Source organism: uncultured Rossellomorea sp. (assembly GCF_947488365.1).
GTDB lineage: Bacteria > Bacillota > Bacilli > Bacillales > Bacillaceae_B > Rossellomorea.
This window is the reverse complement of the sequence record NZ_CANKZT010000001.1, coordinates 179,651-197,683: the sequence shown is the minus strand read 5'-3', so window position 1 is coordinate 197,683 and position 18,033 is coordinate 179,651. Positions and strand designations below refer to the sequence as shown.

Annotated in this window: 20 protein-coding genes and 1 riboswitch; all 20 genes read left to right on the top strand. The window is 43.1% G+C overall.

Annotated elements, in window-relative coordinates:
- The first annotated feature begins 2 nt into the window (after nucleotides 1–2).
- The 20 genes from thiD to sat all read left to right on the top strand — a co-directional run bounded on the left by thiD (nucleotide 3) and on the right by sat (nucleotide 18,020).
- Nucleotides 3–812, top strand: coding sequence for a bifunctional hydroxymethylpyrimidine kinase/phosphomethylpyrimidine kinase (gene thiD, locus Q1B03_RS01060; protein WP_299737229.1), 810 nt, complete (start codon nucleotides 3–5; stop codon nucleotides 810–812).
- Nucleotides 809–1,450, top strand: a complete 642-nt coding sequence (thiE, locus tag Q1B03_RS01055; protein WP_299737227.1) for a thiamine phosphate synthase — start codon at nucleotides 809–811, stop codon at nucleotides 1,448–1,450. The genes thiD and thiE overlap by 4 nt, the downstream gene beginning before the upstream one ends.
- A gap of 119 nt (nucleotides 1,451–1,569) precedes the next feature.
- A complete protein-coding gene (locus tag Q1B03_RS01050) occupies nucleotides 1,570–2,955 on the top strand; it encodes an L-cystine transporter (protein WP_299737225.1) in 1,386 nt (461 codons plus the stop codon).
- Between the two features lie 183 nt (nucleotides 2,956–3,138).
- Nucleotides 3,139–3,912 (top strand): SDR family oxidoreductase, encoded by a 774-nt coding sequence (locus Q1B03_RS01045; protein WP_299737223.1) that lies wholly within the window; start codon nucleotides 3,139–3,141, stop codon nucleotides 3,910–3,912.
- Nucleotides 3,913–3,958: 46 nt separating this feature from the next.
- Complete coding sequence (locus Q1B03_RS01040; RefSeq protein ID WP_299739554.1) at nucleotides 3,959–5,188, top strand: acyl-CoA dehydrogenase family protein; 1,230 nt, start codon at nucleotides 3,959–3,961, stop codon at nucleotides 5,186–5,188.
- Nucleotides 5,189–5,206: 18 nt separating this feature from the next.
- Nucleotides 5,207–5,956, top strand: coding sequence for an SDR family NAD(P)-dependent oxidoreductase (locus tag Q1B03_RS01035; RefSeq protein ID WP_299739552.1), 750 nt, complete (start codon nucleotides 5,207–5,209; stop codon nucleotides 5,954–5,956).
- Nucleotides 5,957–6,007: 51 nt separating this feature from the next.
- Nucleotides 6,008–7,606 carry a long-chain fatty acid--CoA ligase gene (locus Q1B03_RS01030; protein ID WP_299737221.1) on the top strand — a complete coding sequence of 533 codons (1,599 nt, stop codon included), beginning with the start codon at nucleotides 6,008–6,010 and terminating at the stop codon, nucleotides 7,604–7,606.
- A gap of 44 nt (nucleotides 7,607–7,650) precedes the next feature.
- Nucleotides 7,651–8,214 (top strand): TetR/AcrR family transcriptional regulator, encoded by a 564-nt coding sequence (locus tag Q1B03_RS01025; protein WP_299737218.1) that lies wholly within the window; start codon nucleotides 7,651–7,653, stop codon nucleotides 8,212–8,214.
- 81 nt (nucleotides 8,215–8,295) lie between these two features.
- A complete protein-coding gene (locus tag Q1B03_RS01020; protein ID WP_299737216.1) occupies nucleotides 8,296–8,712 on the top strand; it encodes a thioesterase family protein in 417 nt (138 codons plus the stop codon).
- A gap of 15 nt (nucleotides 8,713–8,727) precedes the next feature.
- Entirely contained in the window at nucleotides 8,728–9,804 is a 1,077-nt protein-coding gene (locus Q1B03_RS01015; RefSeq protein WP_299737214.1) for a phosphotransferase family protein, read from the top strand.
- A 22-nt stretch (nucleotides 9,805–9,826) separates the two neighbouring features.
- Nucleotides 9,827–10,603 carry an enoyl-CoA hydratase/isomerase family protein gene (locus tag Q1B03_RS01010; protein WP_299737212.1) on the top strand — a complete coding sequence of 259 codons (777 nt, stop codon included), beginning with the start codon at nucleotides 9,827–9,829 and terminating at the stop codon, nucleotides 10,601–10,603.
- An 11-nt stretch (nucleotides 10,604–10,614) separates the two neighbouring features.
- Nucleotides 10,615–11,595, top strand: coding sequence for an NADPH:quinone oxidoreductase family protein (locus Q1B03_RS01005; RefSeq protein WP_299737210.1), 981 nt, complete (start codon nucleotides 10,615–10,617; stop codon nucleotides 11,593–11,595).
- Between the two features lie 22 nt (nucleotides 11,596–11,617).
- Nucleotides 11,618–12,793 (top strand): acyl-CoA dehydrogenase family protein, encoded by a 1,176-nt coding sequence (locus Q1B03_RS01000; protein ID WP_299737208.1) that lies wholly within the window; start codon nucleotides 11,618–11,620, stop codon nucleotides 12,791–12,793.
- 21 nt (nucleotides 12,794–12,814) lie between these two features.
- Nucleotides 12,815–13,573, top strand: coding sequence for a 3-oxoacyl-ACP reductase FabG (gene fabG, locus Q1B03_RS00995; protein WP_299737206.1), 759 nt, complete (start codon nucleotides 12,815–12,817; stop codon nucleotides 13,571–13,573).
- A gap of 21 nt (nucleotides 13,574–13,594) precedes the next feature.
- Complete coding sequence (locus tag Q1B03_RS00990; RefSeq protein ID WP_299737204.1) at nucleotides 13,595–14,044, top strand: MaoC family dehydratase N-terminal domain-containing protein; 450 nt, start codon at nucleotides 13,595–13,597, stop codon at nucleotides 14,042–14,044.
- The gene (locus tag Q1B03_RS00985; protein ID WP_299737201.1) at nucleotides 14,041–14,442 is read left to right on the top strand and encodes a MaoC/PaaZ C-terminal domain-containing protein; all 402 of its coding nucleotides are present in this window, start codon (nucleotides 14,041–14,043) and stop codon (nucleotides 14,440–14,442) included. The genes Q1B03_RS00990 and Q1B03_RS00985 overlap by 4 nt, the downstream gene beginning before the upstream one ends.
- 164 nt (nucleotides 14,443–14,606) lie before the next feature.
- A riboswitch (SAM riboswitch) is annotated at nucleotides 14,607–14,712 on the top strand.
- 86 nt (nucleotides 14,713–14,798) lie between these two features.
- The gene (locus tag Q1B03_RS00980; RefSeq protein WP_299737199.1) at nucleotides 14,799–14,954 is read left to right on the top strand and encodes a YezD family protein; all 156 of its coding nucleotides are present in this window, start codon (nucleotides 14,799–14,801) and stop codon (nucleotides 14,952–14,954) included.
- 99 nt (nucleotides 14,955–15,053) lie between these two features.
- Nucleotides 15,054–15,752 (top strand): phosphoadenylyl-sulfate reductase, encoded by a 699-nt coding sequence (locus tag Q1B03_RS00975; protein ID WP_299737197.1) that lies wholly within the window; start codon nucleotides 15,054–15,056, stop codon nucleotides 15,750–15,752.
- Between the two features lie 58 nt (nucleotides 15,753–15,810).
- Entirely contained in the window at nucleotides 15,811–16,833 is a 1,023-nt protein-coding gene (locus Q1B03_RS00970) for an inorganic phosphate transporter (protein WP_299739550.1), read from the top strand.
- Between the two features lie 41 nt (nucleotides 16,834–16,874).
- Nucleotides 16,875–18,020, top strand: coding sequence for a sulfate adenylyltransferase (gene sat / locus Q1B03_RS00965; RefSeq protein WP_299739548.1), 1,146 nt, complete (start codon nucleotides 16,875–16,877; stop codon nucleotides 18,018–18,020).
- The last annotated feature ends 13 nt before the right edge of the window (nucleotides 18,021–18,033 follow it).

Below are 18,033 nucleotides of genomic sequence, written 5' to 3'. Positions count from 1 at the left end.
GCATGATTCAAAAAGCATTGACGATTGCTGGATCTGATAGCGGGGGCGGAGCAGGAATTCAAGCAGATCTTAAAACGTTTCAGGAACTGAAAGTGTATGGAATGTCTGCGATCACTGCGGTTACTGCACAAAATACAAGAGGAGTACAAGGAGTGTATCCATTATCGCCAGAGGCTGTCATTGAACAACTGACATCCATTGCTGAAGATTTATCACCTCAAGCGATTAAAACAGGCATGTTAGTGAATGCAGATATCATTTCTAGTGTTGCCGACTTTGTCCTTTCACGCTCCTGGGATATGCTTGTTGTGGATCCAGTGATGATTGCAAAAGGTGGCGCATCTTTATTGGAAGAAGAATCCATATATGCCCTCACCCAATTATTGTTCCCGCTTGCTTATGTGATCACCCCGAATATTCCAGAAGCGGAGGCGTTGACAGGTATAGACATTCTGAATGATGTTGAACGTAAGAAAGCGGCGGAGGTATTGTTCCAAATGGGACCAAAACATGTGGTGATTAAAGGTGGGCATCAATCTCATGCTCAATCTGTACAAGCGACTGACATACTCTTTGATGGAAAGAGATTTTATGAGTTTAGCAGTCCGAGAGTCTTCACACCACATACACATGGAACAGGGTGTACATTCTCTGCTGTGATTACAGCACAATTGGCAAAAGGACATACGGTCTATGATTCTGTCCAAACTGCCAAACAATTTATAACTGCCGCGATCAGTGACTCCCTGGGAATTGGGAGTGAACACGGCCCGACGAATCATTGGGCGTACCATGCAGGTATGAATGTATGAATCTCAGAGAAAGTCTGCAATTATACTTTGTGATGGGAAGCCATAATTGTGAGAAGCATCCGGCACTTGTATTAGAAGAAGCCCTTTTAGGCGGAGTTACCATGTTTCAGTTTCGTGAAAAAGGTATGGAAGGTTTAGAAGGTGATGCGAAAGTTGAGCTGGCACATGAGCTACAGCGTTTATGTCGTCAACACGGTGTTCCTTTTATCGTGAATGATGATGTGGAGCTGGCGTTATTAATGAACGCAGATGGAGTACATATAGGTCAGGAGGATGAACCTATCGAAAAAGTCCGTCGGAAAATAGGGAATAGAATACTTGGTGTCTCCTCACATGACGTGATTGAAGCCAGGTTAGCTGTGGAGTCCGGGGCAGACTATCTTGGAGTCGGTCCAATGTTTCCTACCAATACAAAGAATGATTGCAGAGAGGTCCGTGGCCCAAAAATCATCCAGTCAATAAGAACATATGGGATCGATATCCCCCTTGTCGGGATTGGAGGCATTCATGACAGTAATGCTTCTCAAGTATTGGAAGCAGGTGCGGACGGTGTCGCAGTCATTTCTGCGATTTCAAAACATCCCTTTCGCACGGAAAACTTATCCCAAGTTGTCCAACAAAAGCTTTTACGATCGTAAGCGATCCACAATAAAAAATTAAACCACTATAGCAACATATCTCCCACTCCCTCATCATACTATACAGTAGACCTCGGTCTAACTTGTATTATCATCAACGATAAGAGGGAGGGGTAAGAATGAATGTCTGGTTTGTTTTGTTAAACATTTTGGTGTTTCTTGTTCTCATTGGTGTATTACTTTATATGCAAAGGAAAAATGTTTCATTTTCAAAACGGGTGTTTACCGCTCTGGGGCTGGGAATTTTATTTGGTCTTGGATTACAGTGGGTATATGAAGCAGGGGATGAAAATGTCACACAATCGATCGAATGGTTTAACATCGTCGGAACCGGCTATATTAAACTTCTGCAAATGATTGTCATGCCATTAGTGTTCGTGTCCATAATATCAGCCTTCACTAAATTAAAACGGTCGCATAATTTAGGGAAGATCTCCGTGCTGATCATTGGATTGCTGGTAGGCACAACAGCCGTTGCTGCTGCTGTCGGAATTGCTACGACCGTGGCTTTTGACTTGGAAGCGATCCAGATTGATCAAGGAGATGCAGAAACGGCAAGGGGTGTTCAATTAGAGGAGAGAGCAACAGCTTTAGAAGGCCAGAGTTATCCTCAAAAAATTCTCGAGCTTTTACCTGCGAATCCGTTCCTGGACTTGACGGGACAAAGAGCAACCTCAACGATCGCTGTCGTAATTTTCGCAGCTTTCATCGGTATCGCTTACTTGGGGGCTCAGCGCAAAGAGCCTGAGGCTGCTGAATTTTTCAAGAAGATCGTTGATTCCGTCTATGCTGTAGTGATGAGAATCGTGACTTTGGTGTTACGACTCACTCCATTCGGTGTGTTGGCCATCATGGCTAAAACAGTGGCATTGAGTAATTTTGATAGTATCATGAAGCTTGGAGAATTTGTTGGAGCGTCTTATGTGGCCTTGATTATCATGTTTGCCATTCACTTAATCATGCTTACTCTTCTTGGCTTAAATCCGGTCACTTACATGAAAAAAGTTTTTCCTGTATTGGCATTTGCTTTTACGTCGAGATCCAGTGCCGGAACACTTCCACTTAACATTCAGACACAAAAGAATAAATTGGGTGTTTCAGAAGGGATTGCCAACTTCTCAGGATCATTCGGGTTATCCATCGGTCAGAACGGTTGTGCAGGTGTGTATCCTGCCATGCTTGCAGTGATGATTGCACCGACTGTCGGGATTAATCCATTAACCCCTTCCTTTATTCTTACGCTCATCGTAGTGGTGGCCATCAGCTCCTTCGGTGTTGCTGGCGTTGGAGGCGGAGCTACGTTTGCTGCTATCCTTGTTCTATCCGCCTTGGATCTTCCAGTAGCGTTAGCGGGGCTATTAATTTCTGTTGAACCTTTGATTGATATGGGGCGAACAGCAGTTAATGTGAGTGGTGCAATGACATCTGGAATCATAACAAGTAAAGTGACAGGGGATTTGGATAACGAAACGTACAACAAAGAAATCATTGAAGCAGAAGCTTAAAAAAGAGGGCTGGCTCATTCAAATATGAGTCAGTTTTTCTTTTGTATGAAAATTAATTTATCTATTTCCAGTCATTATGATTGAAAATTCAGACTATATTCATTACTATAGAATTAAACATACCGACCGGTTAGTATCTAAGGTGTGTGAATGAAATGCTGTAAAAGATGAGGAGGCACGACCATGCATGTGAATGAATTATTTGATTTATCAGGTAAAGTTGCCCTTGTGACTGGAGGAGGCAGGGGGCTCGGAAAACAAATCGCGACAGGGTTTGCTGAGGCGGGGGCAAACGTTGTAGTATGCTCGAGAAACGTTGAAGCATGTGAAGACGTGAAGAAGGAATTAGAAGAAATTGGTGTCCAATCACTGGCATTGAAATGTGATGTCACTAATCCTGAAGATGTACAGCACGTTGTAGATGAAACGAAGAAGGTTTTCGGCCGCATTGATATTTTAGTGAATAACAGTGGTGCATCCTGGGGGGCACCTGCAGAAGAAATGCCTCTTGACGCTTGGCATAAAGTGATCAATGTGAATGTAAACGGTACTTTTATTATGTCACAGGCCGTGGGGAAATTAATGCTCGAGCAACAGGGAGGAAAAATCATTAATATTGCTTCCGTAGCAGGTCTTCAAGGTACAGACCCACGTTATATGGATGCCATTGGCTATAGCACCAGTAAAGCAGCGGTCATCAATTTCACGAAGGATCTAGCCGTGAAATGGGGATCCCGCGGAATTCATGTGAATGCAATTGCACCGGGATTCTTTCCAACAAAAATGTCAAAAGGAATTCTATCTCATGCAGGGGAAGCCATTTTAAACGGAACACCATTAAATCGATTCGGTACCGAAGATGATTTAAAAGGAGCGGCACTTTTCCTGGCGGCTCGTGCATCTGACTTTGTCACTGGTTCAGTTCTCGTCGTGGATGGTGGATCCTCAGCGATGTAACCAAGTGGGAAGTATTACATGTGGTGGTTAAGAAAGGATGGATGTAATGGATTTCTCCTATTCTCCAAAAGTACAAGAATATCAAAATAAAATATCCCGTTTTATGGAAGAATACGTGTACCCGAACGAATCCCTCTATGAAAATCAGCTCAATCAGCATGAAACCCGCTGGAGTGGGGTTCCTACAATCATGGAAGAATTAAAAGCTGAAGCGAAGAAACAAGGATTATGGAACCTATTTCTTCCTCAAAGCGAATATGGGGCAGGGCTCAATAATGTAGAATACGCCCCTCTTTGTGAAATCATGGGGAGATCTCTGATCGGCCCTGAAGTGTTTAATTGCAATGCTCCTGATACAGGAAATATGGAAGTGTTGGAACGTTATGGGACGCCCACTCAAAAACAACAATATCTTATCCCACTTCTAAATGGTGATATCCGTTCGTGTTTCTCTATGACTGAGCCTGATGTCGCGTCTTCCGATGCAACGAATATAAAGGCGAGTATCATCCGGGATGGAGACGAATACATCATTAACGCGAAGAAATGGTGGTCATCTGGCGCCGGTGACCCTCGGTGCAGCTTTTCAATTTTGATGGGAAAAACGGATCCAGAAGCGAGTCGTCATGAACAGCAATCAATGATTATCATCCCACTTAATACACCGGGTGTGAAAATTGAGCGTATGCTTCCTGTGTTCGGTTACGATCATGCCCCTCATGGTCATGGAGAAATCACCTTTACCGAAGTGAGAGTCCCTCTAGAAAATATGATCTGGGGTGAAGGAAAAGGTTTCGCTATTGCACAAGGAAGATTAGGACCGGGGCGAATCCATCATTGTATGAGATTAATCGGGGCAGCAGAGCGGGCACTTGAAGAATTATGTAAGCGTGTTCAGGATCGTGATGCATTTGGAATGGCGTTGGCAAATCAGGGGGTCGTAAGAGAATGGATTGCGAATTCAAGAATTGAAATCGAACAAGCCCGACTTCTCACAATGAAAGCAGCCTACATGATGGATACAGTCGGCAATAAAGCAGCGAAACAGGAAATCGCCATGATTAAAGTGGTGGCTCCTTCCATGGCTTTACGTGTGATTGACCGGGCCATTCAAGCGTTCGGGGCAGCAGGAGTATCGGATGACTACACGTTGGCAGCTCAATGGGCAAATGCCCGTACACTGCGCCTTGCTGATGGACCTGATGAAGTACACCGCGCCCAATTGGCAAAATTGGAATTGAGAAAACACGAAAAAGCTTCTCCTGTAGAGAGCTAGGAAGAGAGTTGGATGATGATGAGATTACAAGGGAAAGTTTCCGTTATTACAGGTGGGGGCGGAGGAATTGGGCGCGCTACAGCACTAAGGTTCTCAAAAGAAGGTGCTGCTGTGGTAGTAGCAGATCTGGATGATGCAAGTGGTGAAGAAACGGTCAGACTCATTCACGAAAAAAAAGGAAGTGCACTCTTTGTCAAGACGAATGTGCGGGAAAGTGAAAGCATTCAATCCCTCGTACAAACAACGGTAGAACATTTCGGAGGTTTCGATATCCTTATCAATAATGCAGGAATCGGACAGTCGGAAGTCAGGAGTATTGATCTGGACGAAAACGAATGGGATGCCGTATTGGATACAAACCTAAAGAGCATTTTTCTGGGAATGAAGTATGCCATACCTGAATTGATGAAAAAAGATGGTGTAATTGTGAATGTATCGAGCCTTCTCGGTTTAAAGGGCCGCAAATACGTGTCAGCCTACAATTCGGCAAAAGGTGGTGTCATCCTACTGACACAAAATGCTGCCCTGGAATATGGAAAGGATAATATTCGAGTGAATGCAGTAGCGCCTGGGGTTATTGATACGAACATCATCAATGGTTGGAAGAAAGATGAGAAGAAATGGTCGGCGATCTCTCAATCAAATGCTCTAAGACGGATTGGAAATCCAGAAGAAGTCGCATCAGCGATTCTGTTTTTAGCTTCTGATGAGGCTTCCTTTATAACCGGTGCCACACTATCTGTTGATGGTGGAGGATTAATCTTTTAAGGTACATTCAGAATTAGTATATGAGTAATCTGAAATGGAAGGAATGATTTTATGACAACTAAATCTTGGCTCAGTCATTACCCTTTAGCGTATGAGACTGAAATTCCTGCGGTGGATTTTTCAATACCAGAAATGCTTCGACATACCGTTTCTTCATTCCCGGATCATCCATGTATCAGCTTTTATCAAAAACGGATCACGTATGGTGAACTTCAAGGTGCCGTCTCCATGCTTGCTTCATCCTTTCAACATATTGGATTGAAGAAAGGAGACAGGGTGGCGATCATGCTCCCGAACTGTCCGCAATATGTGATCTCTTATTATGGAATCCTTACATTCGGGGGAATTGTCACACAGGTGAATCCGATGTCAGTTGAAAGGGAATTAATCCATCTGCTAAATGACTCGGGAGCTGAGACAATCGTCGTATTGGACCGTTTTTATCCTATGGTTAAATCTATACAACAGGAAACAGAGATCAAGACGATTATCGTAGTCAGCCTCCAGAAGGAATACAGTGCTTCAGACTACTCCTTTGATGAATTTTTAAGGGTGGGGGATGGTAAAGTATCGCCCGTGTCGATAAATCCTGAAGAAGACGTGGCAGTCCTTCAATATACAGGTGGGACAACCGGTGCATCCAAGGGAGTTATGCTCACTCATAAAAACATTCTTTCAAATGTCATTCAGAGTCAACTTTTCTTTAAAGAGAGCATCGAAAGAGGAAAAGAGAGAAGCCTGAGTGTGATTCCGTTTTTTCATGTGTTTGGGATGAATTCCTGTATGAACTTTGCGGTCTATTCGGCCAATGAAATGATCTTGCTCCCCAGGTTTGAATTGACCGAAGTATTAACAACGATTAAAAACGAACAGCCTACACTGTTCCCAGGTGTGCCGACGATGTACGTGGCAATCACCAATCATCCACAGGCAGAAGAGTACGGAATTGATTCTATAAAGATTTGTAATAGCGGAAGTGCCCCGATGCCAGTAGAGTTATTGAATCAATTCGAGAAGAAAACAGGAGCGAAAATATTAGAGGGATACGGTTTATCAGAGGCTTCACCAACGACTCATTGCAACCCAGCTTTTGCAGAAAGAAAGCCGGGAACCGTCGGAATCGGCTTTCCATCCACAGACTATAAGGTAGTCGATTTAGCGACTGGTACTAAGGAGGTTCCTTTAGGGGATGTGGGCGAACTCATAATTAAAGGCCCTCAAGTCATGAAAGGCTACTGGAATTTACCTGAAGAGACTGCCCACGCCCTTCGAGATGGCTGGCTTTACACAGGGGACATCGCCCGGATGGATGATGAAGGGTATGTATCAATAGTAGACCGAAAGAAGGATATGATCATTGCATCAGGATACAATGTGTATCCGAGGGAAGTCGAGGAAGTCATTTACGAGCACCCAAGCGTACAGGAAGCTGTTGTAATCGGAGTCCCGGACTCTTATAGAGGAGAAACCGTTAAGGCAGTGGTCGTCTTAAAGTCAGGGGAAAAGGCATCTGAAGGAGAATTGGTTCGATTCTGTCAGGAGAATATGTCTTCATTCAAGGTACCAAGAATCATCGAGTTCCGTGATGAGCTTCCTAAGACGAGTGTTGGGAAAATATTAAGAAGAGCTCTGCGTGAAAGCGTGAGGTAATATGATATAATTCAGGTGATATTTGCAGATTGAGAGGATTTCAGATGAAAGAAAAACTTACAGAACATGCTGTACGCTTATTTGATGAGAAGGGGTTTACTGTTACTTCCATCCAGGACATCGTAGAATCCATTGGTGTAACGAAAGGAACATTCTATTACTACTTTTCCAGTAAGGAAGAGCTGTTAAGGGAAATTCACATGAGCTATATTGATGGCTTATTATCTAAACAGGAAAGAGTTCTTGGGGATGACCGGAAGAGCTACATGGAAAAACTATATGATATTGTCCATCTTTCCATTCTGGACATTAAAGAGCAAGGGGGCAGTGCCAAAGTATTTTTTAGAGAAATGAGGCACTTGAGCAAGGAAAGTCTGGAGGCAATTGAGCCTAAGCGGGATATGTATCGATATAATATTGAAACTCTCCTGAAAGAAGGTAGGAAGAACGGGGACTTTCATGAGGTCTTTGACGTATCGATTGTAGCTTTTGGAATTCTCGGAATGATGAATTGGAGCTACCAATGGTATAAACCTGATGGTGCGAAATCCGATCATGAAATTGCCCGGACTTTTGTCGATATGGTATTAAAAGGGATTGAGTCATAGTAAATGGGAAATCATCTACAGGATTTCCTTTCGAATTAACATACCGACTGGTTAGTATTTATGGAAGGAGAGGGCGTGCAAATGGAAACCATCATGGTAACGAGTAGATTTTGCGAAACGGATGCATTAGGTCATATCAACAATACAACTTATTTTGTTTATTTAGAAGAAGCAAGAATTAGATTCTTTCAAGCTCTCGGATTTGATATGGATGTGAAAGACTGGCGATTTATTCTGGCTTCAACCAAATGTGACTTTATATCCCAAGGATATTTTAATCAAGAGCTGAAGATCACCACCTATCTATCAAAAATTGGATCAAAGAGCTTTCAATTAGAGCATGATATCTTATGTGCGAACACCCATCAATTGATAGCAAAGGGAAATGCGGTGATCGTTTATTTTGATTTTCTTGAGCAGCAAAGCAAAATGATCCCTGAGTTGTTAAAAGAGCAGTTAAGCATTCATCTTCAATCAGAAAAGACTGAATATTCTTAATTAGGGAGGGGTAACATGACTGAAAAAACAGGATATGAAACGGTAGCGGTGCGACAAGGAGAAGAACTGAATGTAACCAATTTAAAATACTTCTTGAATGAGCATTTCCCTAACTTCATTCAAGAAGACCTATCCATAAGGCAATTTTCTGCGGGACACTCAAATCTGACGTATTTATTAAAAATGGGTGAATGGGAAGGTGTTCTGAGACGGCCTCCCTTGGGACCCGTGGCTCCAAAAGCTCATGATATGAAAAGAGAATTTAGGATTCTTTCAGAAATTCAACCACTATTCGGGGTTACACCGGAGCCGTATGTATTCTCTGATGATGAAAGGATCGTAGGCAGCCCATTTTTTATCATGGAGCGAAAAAGGGGTGAAGTATTTGATACTTCCTTTCCCTCGCATCTCCATGTAACCCCAGATGTCTGCAGGAGAATATCGGAGGAAATGGTTTCTAAACTGGTGGAACTTCATTCCATTGATCACAGTAAAACAACTCTTAATGAAATCAGTAAGCCCGAACATTTTATGGAAAGACAAGTACACGGGTGGATCAATCGTTACGAGCGTGCCAAAACAAGTGAAATTGGTGAAGTAGATCAGCTGACACACTGGTTGATAAAGAATGTACCAGGAAATGCTGAATCGACAATCATTCATTATGATTATAAATTAAACAATGCCATGTTTTCTTCTGACATGAAATCCATGGTGGGGTTATTTGACTGGGAGATGGCGACCGTTGGCGATCCCCTTGCAGATTTAGGTGTCGCTATGGGGTATTGGATACAGAATGATGATCCCGAGTTATTAAAGTTCGGTCTTGGAAAGCCTCCGGTAACGATCATGGACGGTTTTTACAGCAGAAGGCAATTTATCGAAGAGTATGCCAGGAAAAGCGGCAGGGACGTGAACCATATCCATTTTTATTTATCTTTTGCTTACTTTAAGCTCGCAGTCATTGTGCAACAAATCTATTACCGCTTTAAGATGGGGCAAACCAGGGATCCACGATTTTCTCAATTTGATCGGTTTGCGGAATCTTTAATCACCCTTGGAAATCAAGCTGCATTCGAGCGCCAGGAATAAAGACAAGGAGATGATCGAAACGATGAAAACCTCTTTACTAATTGAAACCACTGACCGGGTGCTTACATTGACATTAAACAGACCGGATAGCTTGAATTCCTTTGATGAGAGCATGCTTACGGGAATCGTCGAAGCACTCCAGCAAGCAGAACATAATGAGGAAATTAGAGCCATTGTGATTCGCGGTGCCGGGAGGGCCTTTTCTGCAGGCGGCGACGTGAAAACAATGGGGAGCGCCACATCAACAGAAGTCTATGAACATATCGGGATATTAAATACATGCATTAAAGCGATTAAGGAAATAGATAAACCGGTCATCGCCTCGGTACACGGCTTTGCAGCAGGTGCCGGATTTAATCTGGCCCTCTCCTGCGATTTGATTATCGCTTCAGAAGATAGTCAATTTGCTTTAAGCTTCTCTAAAGTAGGTCTTATATCCGATGGCGGAGGTTCGTATTTTCTTCCACGCATCATCGGTCCTCATTTAGCGAAAGAATTCTTCTTTTCAGCAGAACCTGTGGCTGTAAGAAGAATGTATGACTTAGGTGTGGTAAACCGTATTGTCCCTTCTGAAAGACTTGAAGAGGAAACAACTGATTGGGCTCAGGAATTAGCCTTGGGTCCAAGTAAAGCATATGGAATGATGAAGAAAATGATTGATCGTTCATTCACCACATCATTGAATGAAATACTTGAACAAGAACGAATCACACAAACAATGATGATTTCAACTGAAGATCATGCTGAGGGAGTTTCAGCATTTAAAGAAAAAAGAAGACCATCTTTTTCAGGGAAATAGGAGGGATTAGGATGAAAGCCATTCAGTTTAAAGAGTTTGGAAGCCCTAATGTATTAGAGAATGTGGATATAAATGTTCCGGTGCCTCAAGGTAGAGAAGTCCTTATCGAAGTTCATGCATCTGCAGTCAATTATGCTGATACAGCAAGACGGGAAGGGCAATATGTGGTAAAAACCCCACTCCCATATATTCCGGGTTCTGAAGTGGCGGGAATCGTCACTGAAGTGGGAGAAGATGTGACGAGAGTAAGAAAGGGAGACCGGGTTGTAGCCATGATGGATTCCGGAGGTTATGCAGAATTTGCCCTGACAGATGAGCGTTCGGTGATCCCCCTCCCATATGGATTGGATTTCAAAGAAGCTGCCGCCATCCCTGTTCAGGGTTTAAGTGCCTATCATATTTTGAAAACATTGGGAAGAGTGCAACAGGGAGAAGCCGTCCTCATTCATGCAGCTGCTGGTGGCGTTGGCCTGCTTGCCGTCCAACTGGCAAAACGTTTTGGAGCAGGTAAGGTGATTGCCACGGCCAGTACAGAGGAAAAGTTACGTCTTGCTGGGGAAATGGGGGCAGACGTATTAGTCAACTACACTCAGGATGGCTGGGAAGCAGACGTCTTAGAAGCAACAAATGGAAAGGGCGTAAATCTGGCATTGGAGATGGCTGGCGGTGACATTTTCTATAAAACGTTAAAATGTCTCGACTATTTCGGAAGAATGGTCATTTACGGAGTAGCAAGCGGGGAGCAGAGCAGATTTTATCCTTCTTCATTGATGGCAAAGAATCAATCTGTTATCGGGTTCTTCCTCCCTCCTCTCATGAGAGATTCCGAACTTACCCAGAAAACCCTTCATGAAATCTTTCATTACGTCGCGTCCGGGGAATTGAAAGTAACGGTTGGTCATGTGTTTCCTTTAGAAGAAGCAGCAAAGGTTCATTCACTCATGCAGGCAAGAAAAACGGTAGGAAAGGTAATCCTGCAACCAAAATTCTAGGACTTTATAGGGGGGAACCGGTATGAACTTACGGTTATCAGATGAACAAAGGATGATTCAAAAAACCATCCGTAAATTTGTTGAGAAAGAACTTATACCTTTAGAAAATGAAGTGCTAAGAAATGAACGGGAAGGAAAACCAAGTCTTTCCCCGGAAAAAAGAAATGAGCTACAGTTAAAAGCAAAGGAAGCAGGGTTCTGGGGGATCAATACACCAGAAGAGTACGGCGGAGCGGATCTCGGGCAAATGATGATGGCCATTGTATATATGGAAATCTCCAAAACCTTTGTGCCTTTCAGTTTCGGTGGTTATGCAGACAACATCCTATACTATGCCAACGAAGAACAGAAAAAGAACTATTTGATCCCCACTATAAACGGAGAGAAAAAGTCCTGCTTCGCCATGACGGAACCGGGAGCTGGATCCGATACTCAAAACATTCGGATGACCGCAGTGAAGGATGGAAATGAGTGGGTGTTAAATGGTGAAAAAACCTTTATTACGGGCGGAAATGAAGCAGACTTTGTCATGGTCATGGCGGTGACCGATAAGGAAAAGCATCGGCGAACGGGTCGGGACGGAGTAACCTGTTTTATTGCCGATCGTAGGATGGGATGGACATCTGAATACATTCATACCATGGGGGAATGGGGACCGGCCAGTCTGTTTTTTGATGACGTGCGGGTGCCTGAAGAAAATATTCTGGGTGAAATTGATGGTGGCTACAATCTTGGCCTGGAATGGATCGGGTTCGCACGGTGGATTGTAGGGGCACAAGCGGTAGGAGCAGCGGAACGCTTACTTCAAATGGCGATTGACTATTCAAAGGAAAGGGAGACATTTGGAAAGCCAATCGCGGATAGACAAGCGATTCAATGGAAGATCGCTGACTCTGCCGTGGAAATTGAAGCTGCCAGATGGCTTGTGCTAAATGCAGCATTCACGCTGGATCAAGGAGAAGATAATCGCCATGTTGCATCGATTGCCAAGCTGTACGGATCGAATATGGGCAATCGGGTAGTGGATCGGGTCCTTCAAATTCACGGAGGGATGGGCTACACAAGAGAGCTTCCCATCGAACGCTGGTATCGTGAAGCAAGATTGTGGCGGATTTATGATGGTACTGATGAAATTCAAAAACTGATCATTTCACGGAATCTATTAAAAGGGCATGTAAAAGTGGGCCAATTTGTTTAAAGGAATAGGGAGGTAATGTGAATGGGTGATAGATTTAGAGGAAAAGTAGCTTTAGTAACAGGCGGGAGCCGGGGGATCGGTAAAGCGATTGCAAAGCTCTTTGCAGAAGAAGGGGCAATGGTTGCCATCATTGACGTGAATGAAGAGGCACTTTTGGAAATCAGCGAGGAATTGAAAAAGTATGAAATATATACAAAAGTTGCGAATGTAATAGAATCCCGGGAAGTAGAAGAGGCCATAAACGAAGTCTATGAAACTTTCGGCTCCGTTGATATTGTCATCAACAATGCAGGAGTCATCAGAGACAATTTGCTATTTAAAATGACCGATAACGATTGGCAAACGGTCATGGATGTGCATTTGAAAGGATCATTTAACGTAGCAAAGGCAGCGCAAGGTCATATGGTGAAGAACAGGTATGGCCGTATTATTAATATCTCGTCTACCTCTGCACTCGGTAACCGCGGACAGGCAAATTACGCTACCGCTAAAGCAGGTCTTCAAGGTTTAACGAAAACTCTGGCAATAGAGCTTGGACCTCTGGGCATTACGACCAATGCAGTCGCCCCCGGATTCATCGAAACGGAAATGACTAGAGAAACGGCGAAGCGGATCGGAATACCCTTTGAACAACTGGTGGAAGCGAGTCTTCAAGGAATTCCTGTAGGAAGGAGCGGGCAGCCGGAAGATATAGCGAATGCAGTGGCGTTTTTTGCGGATGAAAGCTCGTCATTCGTTAACGGTCAAGTCCTATACGTAGCTGGCGGGCCGAAAGCCTAAAGGGAGAAAGAGGTGAAGGATATGTTTGAATCTTATATTGGTAAACGCTCAACTTCCGTAGAAAATTGTGTGGAAAAAGGAGCGGTCCGTAAGTTTGCCGAAGCCATTGGAGATCTCAATCCCATTTATGTTGATAAAGAAGCAGGAAAGAGATCCAGGTTCAGGGGGAATATCCCTCCCCCCACTTTTCCCAGAGTGTTCGACTATGGAACGATTGAAGGTTTTCATTTACCGAACGTCGGGTTAATTCATGGTGAACAATCTTTTCACTATGAAAGACCACTGAAGGTCGGGGAATGTATTCAGTGTTACACGAAAATAAAAGATTACTATGAACGGAAAGGATCGGGTGGAACACTTGGTTTTCTTGTAATAGAAGACATCGGTGAAGATTCAGGAGGGAAAAGGGTTTTCACTTCCGAAGCGATTGTCATTATCACTGAAGCGGTTAAAGAGAGGTTGGGAATATGACTAAACTATCATCCTTTAATATAGGTGAAATCCTTCCCCTTGTTGAGTTAGGTCCAGTCTCGAGAATCGACTTAATCAAATATGCAGGAGCCTCGGGGGATTATAACCCCATTCATACGATCGATGAGGAGGCGCATAAACTGGGTCTTCCAGGAGTCATTGCTCATGGCATGTGGACGATGGGCAATGTCTCCAAGCTTTTTAGTGATCTTTATGAAGAAGGATATATCAAAGAGTACACCGTCCGGTTTAAAGGGATGGTTTTATTGAACGATGTCATTACATTGATTGCAGAAGTATCAGAAAAACAGGATGATCTCATACATTTTAAAGTTTTTGCGGTCAACCAGGACCAGAAAAAAGTGATCGAGGGTAAATTAATCTTTCAATTATTTTGATCACTCAGGTGAAAATAGTGTCCTATAGCGTTAATAAAGCGAATAGAAATAAAGAGAATGAAGGCTTTGCAAGAAAAATAAGCCAAAAGACATAAATCCGATAGAGAAACTCGGGTTGACTTCCTTGTAGAATATGATATTATTTAGAATATTAAAATTAATAACTCTTATCCAGAGTGGTGGAGGGATCTGGCCCTGCGAAGCCCAGCAACCTACGTTATGTAAGGTGCTAATTCCAGCAAAATGTGAAGTCATTTTGGAAGATAAGGTATCCTTACCTGAACAACTTTCCAAAATGGAGGGTTGTTTTTTTTCATTCATGTTTTTCTGGATAAGATAAAAATTGGGGGAATCATGTGACTAAAGAAAAAAATCAAGAAGCAGATTATGATGTGGTAGTCGAAAAGATCACTTCGATGTTGAAGACGATGAGTTTTGGATCGATTACAATTGTGGTTCAGGACGGTAAAGTCATTCAATTGGAGAAAAACGAGAAAGTGCGAATTAAATAAGCTGACTAGACAAACTAGAGGCGCATAACACAGATAAAGGAAATTCCTATATCTTGTTATCGCCTCTTTTTGTTTGGATGAGCGGGAAAGGGGTGTATCATGTTAACCTATCAAACTTGGAAAAAACCATCCATCAATTTTGAAATTGATCCGGTCTATAAAGGAGCGCTTAACGTCCTTGAGTGGACGTATGATCATTATGGTGAAAGTGTCGTATATGCATGCAGTTTTGGCATTGAAGGGATTGTATTAATCGATCTCCTAACCAAAGTGCAACCGAAAGCAGCCATAGTATTTCTTGATACAGGTGTTCATTTCAAGGAAACCTATGAAACGATTGAAAAGGTGAAGGAGAAGTATCCTGGTATCACCATTCATATGAAAAAGCCTGAATTAACGCTCCAAGAGCAAGCAGGAACATATGGAGATAAGTTGTGGGAGAGAAACCCCAATCAATGCTGTCAAATTCGAAAGCTTGACCCTTTAAAAGATTCCTTATCCAAAGGGAATGCTTGGATCTCAGGATTAAGAAGAGAACAATCACCTACAAGAAGTCAGGTTGAATTCATCAATAAGGATGACAAGTTTCAATCAGTTAAGATTTGTCCATTGATTCACTGGACGTGGAAGGAGATTTGGAGGTATGTCCATAAGCATAACCTATCCTATAATCCACTTCATGATCAGGGGTATCCAAGTATCGGATGCTTCCATTGTACAACACCATCCATAGACATCAATGATCTTCGCTCCGGTAGATGGAAAGGAAAAGGGAAAACCGAATGCGGTCTTCATTAAAAAGAGGTGACATTCTTTGCTTGAAACATTCGCCCTGATCATAAGCTTGTTCTTCGCTATGAACATTGGTGCCAGCGGAGCGGCAGCATCGATGGGGGTTGCGTATGGTGCAGGAGCAATAAAAAACATCAGGAATTCATTATGGATCTGCGCTGCAGGTGTCCTGAGTGGTGCTGTTCTTGGTGGTGGAGAAGTAGTTAAAACCATTAGTTCAGGGATTATCCCGCAGCATGTACTCTCCATCAAAATCGTGGTCATCATTTTGTTATCCGCCACCATATCCTTGTTCCTTGCAAATGTGATAGGGATCCCGCTGTCTACAAGTGAAGTAACGGTAGGAGCGGTTGTAGGAGTTGGAGTCGCATATCAAGTTCTATATGTGAAATCACTTTTAACAATCATGTCATTCTGGGTGATTGTCCCGGTCATTGCCTTCGGGATTACATGGGTATTCGGTATATGTTTAGTAAAACTTGAAAAGCGTGGTTTCCATTTTGAAAAAAGGTGGCTTGCGTACCTTTTGATTATCGCCGGATTCTTTGAAGCGTTTTCGGCAGGGATGAATAATGTAGCCAACGCCGTCGGTCCATTAGTGGGTGCGGGTTTAATGTCTCCTTCTCGGGGGATTTGGCTGGGTGGCTTATTCGTTGCCCTCGGAGCTATCATACTGGGGAAAAAAGTAGTGGAAACAAACGGGAAAAAAATTACACACTATTCAAAAGCCGAAGGAATCCTCATTTCTTCTACAGGAGCGATCCTTGTGATGGTGAGCTCACTGTATGGATTACCGATTCCGCTTACTCAGGTTACTTCGTCCTCGATCATAGGCCTCGGGATGGCGAAGAACGGCAAACATATGCTGCAAAAGAAAATTGTCAAAAAAATCGTCAAAATATGGGTGGTCTCTCCCCTGATTTCACTTAGTATTTCATATTTTTTAGTAAAGCTCGTGATCGATAGCGATCTATATTCGATTGTGGTTCCAATAAGCGTCATTATCGCAACTGTGGGAGCACTATCCCTCATGCGAGTGATCAATGAAGAAAGGCGATCCGTTCACGAAGACGGAGGCGGAATTTAATCTTAATTCCGATTAAAACAATATGTTAAGGAGGATAAATGATGAGTTTACAGCCCCACGGAGGAACGCTTGTTCAATCATATTTACCAGAAGAGCCCTATGAGGATATTCTCCATGAGATCCCGTTAGACGAAACCGCGTTAAGTGATTTGGAACTTATTGGAATAGGTGCATACAGCCCTATAAATGGATTCTTGACTGAAGTTGATTATCAACATGTAGTAGAAAGTTTACGTTTGCGAAACGGCAGCGTGTGGAGCATCCCGATTACCTTGCCCATTGCAAAAGAAAAAGCAGGAGACGTAAAGAAAGGCTTAAAGAGCCGCCTTGTTTATAAGGGGGAAACATATGGCCTCATTGAAGTCGAGGATATTTATGAACCAGACAAACAGAAAGAAGCCTTTCTCGTATACGGAACGACCGACAAGGATCATCCAGGTGTCAAGAAATTATTCCAACGTGGAGATGTGTATGTAGGTGGGAAAATCAGCCTTATTAAACGTCTTTCCAAACCGTTCAACGAGTATACATTTGACCCAAGTGAAACGAGAAAGTTGTTTAAGGAAAAGGGATGGAAAACGATTGTCGGTTTCCAAACGAGAAATCCTGTTCACAGGGCCCATGAGTATATTCAGAAAACGGCATTGGAAACCGTGGATGCACTCTTCTTAAATCCGTTGGTTGGCGAAACAAAGGCGGATGATATCTCAGCGGGCATCAGAATGGAGAGCTATGAAGTTCTATTACAGAACTATTACCCTAAAGATCGTGTGTTTTTAGGAGTCTTCCCTGCTGCCATGAGGTACGCCGGTCCAAGGGAAGCCATCTTCCATGCACTGGTACGAAAAAATTATGGATGCACGCATTTTATCGTCGGGAGAGATCATGCCGGTGTTGGTGATTATTATGGTACCTATGATGCACAGAAAATATTTGATCAGTTCAATGAAGAAGAGATAGGGATTACCCCTCTCCGCTTCGAACATAGTTTTTACTGTGAGAGATGCGAAGGGATGGCGACTACGAAGACTTGTCCTCATGATAAGAGCGATCACGTTATTTTATCCGGGACAAAAGTGAGAGGAATGCTCCGTAATGGGGAAGTTCCCCCTTCAACGTTCAGTCGCCCTGAAGTGATCGAAGTGTTAATTAAAGGCCTAAAGCAAGAAGCTAGACAAACGTCTTAAGGAGGATACCGGG

Excerpts from the sequence above, each read along its gene's own strand:
- Q1B03_RS01040 (WP_299739554.1), top strand. The coding sequence starts at position 3,959 with ATGGATTTCTCCTATTCTCCAAAAGTACAAGAATATCAAAATAAAATA.
- Q1B03_RS01035 (WP_299739552.1), top strand. The coding sequence starts at position 5,207 with ATGAGATTACAAGGGAAAGTTTCCGTTATTACAGGTGGGGGCGGAGGA.
- Q1B03_RS00975 (WP_299737197.1), top strand. The coding sequence starts at position 15,054 with ATGTTAACCTATCAAACTTGGAAAAAACCATCCATCAATTTTGAAATT.
- Q1B03_RS01000 (WP_299737208.1), top strand. The coding sequence starts at position 11,618 with ATGAACTTACGGTTATCAGATGAACAAAGGATGATTCAAAAAACCATC.
- Q1B03_RS01020 (WP_299737216.1), top strand. The coding sequence starts at position 8,296 with ATGGAAACCATCATGGTAACGAGTAGATTTTGCGAAACGGATGCATTA.
- thiE (WP_299737227.1), top strand. The coding sequence starts at position 809 with ATGAATCTCAGAGAAAGTCTGCAATTATACTTTGTGATGGGAAGCCAT.
- Q1B03_RS01015 (WP_299737214.1), top strand. The coding sequence starts at position 8,728 with ATGACTGAAAAAACAGGATATGAAACGGTAGCGGTGCGACAAGGAGAA.
- Q1B03_RS00990 (WP_299737204.1), top strand. The coding sequence starts at position 13,595 with ATGTTTGAATCTTATATTGGTAAACGCTCAACTTCCGTAGAAAATTGT.
- fabG (WP_299737206.1), top strand. The coding sequence starts at position 12,815 with ATGGGTGATAGATTTAGAGGAAAAGTAGCTTTAGTAACAGGCGGGAGC.
- sat (WP_299739548.1), top strand. The coding sequence starts at position 16,875 with ATGAGTTTACAGCCCCACGGAGGAACGCTTGTTCAATCATATTTACCA.
- Q1B03_RS01010 (WP_299737212.1), top strand. The coding sequence starts at position 9,827 with ATGAAAACCTCTTTACTAATTGAAACCACTGACCGGGTGCTTACATTG.
- Q1B03_RS01005 (WP_299737210.1), top strand. The coding sequence starts at position 10,615 with ATGAAAGCCATTCAGTTTAAAGAGTTTGGAAGCCCTAATGTATTAGAG.
- Q1B03_RS00970 (WP_299739550.1), top strand. The coding sequence starts at position 15,811 with ATGAACATTGGTGCCAGCGGAGCGGCAGCATCGATGGGGGTTGCGTAT.
- Q1B03_RS00985 (WP_299737201.1), top strand. The coding sequence starts at position 14,041 with ATGACTAAACTATCATCCTTTAATATAGGTGAAATCCTTCCCCTTGTT.
- Q1B03_RS01030 (WP_299737221.1), top strand. The coding sequence starts at position 6,008 with ATGACAACTAAATCTTGGCTCAGTCATTACCCTTTAGCGTATGAGACT.
- Q1B03_RS01050 (WP_299737225.1), top strand. The coding sequence starts at position 1,570 with ATGAATGTCTGGTTTGTTTTGTTAAACATTTTGGTGTTTCTTGTTCTC.
- thiD (WP_299737229.1), top strand. The coding sequence starts at position 3 with ATGATTCAAAAAGCATTGACGATTGCTGGATCTGATAGCGGGGGCGGA.
- Q1B03_RS01045 (WP_299737223.1), top strand. The coding sequence starts at position 3,139 with ATGCATGTGAATGAATTATTTGATTTATCAGGTAAAGTTGCCCTTGTG.
- Q1B03_RS01025 (WP_299737218.1), top strand. The coding sequence starts at position 7,651 with ATGAAAGAAAAACTTACAGAACATGCTGTACGCTTATTTGATGAGAAG.